Annotated in this window: 1 protein-coding gene; it reads right to left on the bottom strand. The window is 41.4% G+C overall.

Features of this window, described 5'->3' with window-relative positions; genetic code table 11:
• Positions 1-6 precede the first annotated feature (6 nt).
• Positions 7-1,308, bottom strand: coding sequence for an IS1380 family transposase (locus NGM62_RS21845; protein ID WP_262250423.1), 1,302 nt, complete (start codon positions 1,306-1,308; stop codon positions 7-9).
• Positions 1,309-1,390 lie beyond the last annotated feature (82 nt).

Genomic DNA, 1,390 nt, shown 5'->3' with positions numbered 1-1,390 from the left:
CCCGGATTATGCATTAGAATAAATGAGTTTAGGGGGTAGCTGTTCAATTTTCGAGAAGATTCCGTCCATCCACGGTCGTCGTTTTACGGGTAATGATATTTTCAGTGTTTTTTTGTTGGCATGGTTAGCCGTCCATGCGCCTAATGCAAAGCAATAGGATTTTAATGTTCTGTGCGTGGCATTGTTGCGCTCGTTGAGGGCAAAATGTCTGAACAAACTAATGAGATTATAAGCGACCATTATCAGGCGAAAAGAGGCTTCAGTTGCCCAAAAGTCTTTCAAACAAAAGTTCTCTAAACCAAAGTCTGCTTTGAGTTCCTTAATTCTGTTTTCACAATCAGCCCTTGAGTTATAAATATTCCAAATCTGATCCAATGGCAGCTCCATATTGGTTACATAGCAACTAAAGCGATAGCCGGGCATATCATCAAAGAGTTTGCCGCCACTCTTAGGTCGGTCTTCTACTTTCTTTTTTACAATAATGTAGCGACGCTCTTTACCATTATTATGGGCAAAGCGCATCTCTGCCAGTTCAATGCCTTTGCTCAGCGTAATCCAGTTTCGTTTTGACAATACAGCTGCCTTTATATTAGGGTACATTCTTACTGCAATAACATAGTTTTTCTGCTCCTGCTCCAGATAACTCAAAATATCTTCCGTATAAAAGCCGCTATCAGCACGTACCAGGCCTACTTTTTTACTACTTAAACAGTTTTGAAAAGTTTCCTGCATAAAAGCTACACAACTGGAGCTGGCTGCTGTATTACCCGGCCGGAGCCAGGCATTGGCTACCATACGCGTCTGACTGATAAAAGCCAGTAATGGATGATGAGAGTTGCGTCCTCTTTTGTTGGGATTATACCCCCTGGCTGCACCTTCTTGTTCTCCATAGCGAGTAATGACAGTGCTGTCAAAATCTACAGTAATATTATCTATTTCTAACTGCTGCATAAACCAATGCTGCAACTCAGGAAATACTTCGGTGTTGACAGACTGATTAAACTTACCAAAGTAGCGGCTATAAGTACTTTGGGAGGGCATATGATCCAGATCAAATATATCCTGCAATACTTTGTCGTACCGTAACCAGTCGCAGTGAATATAGCGGGAGGCGCCCGTCCAGATGCCCAACCAAAAAGACAAAATCAAATCCGAAGGATTGTAACCCCGGTTGGAACCGGGTTGAGGGAAATCCAACGCTGATAAGTGATCTACAATACCAAGTTTATCAAGCATGCGCTTCAGCAAAACCATACCACCAAAAGCTGTCACAGGCTTATTTGAATAACTAACAGGCAAATTAACCATTGGGGTGAATTATGTATAACGTACAACTATCTCAAAGTTAAGAAGTTCAAACAAATATTATATCCCTATTGCATAATGTAAG

Origin of the sequence: Parapedobacter soli (assembly GCF_025460835.1) — a bacterium.
Taxonomy (GTDB): Bacteria; Bacteroidota; Bacteroidia; order Sphingobacteriales; family Sphingobacteriaceae; genus Parapedobacter; species Parapedobacter soli.
Note: the sequence above shows the minus strand (reverse complement) of the source record. Positions and strands in the feature narration are given on the sequence as shown.

Excerpts from the sequence above, each read along its gene's own strand:
- NGM62_RS21845 (WP_262250423.1), bottom strand. The coding sequence starts at position 1,308 with ATGGTTAATTTGCCTGTTAGTTATTCAAATAAGCCTGTGACAGCTTTT.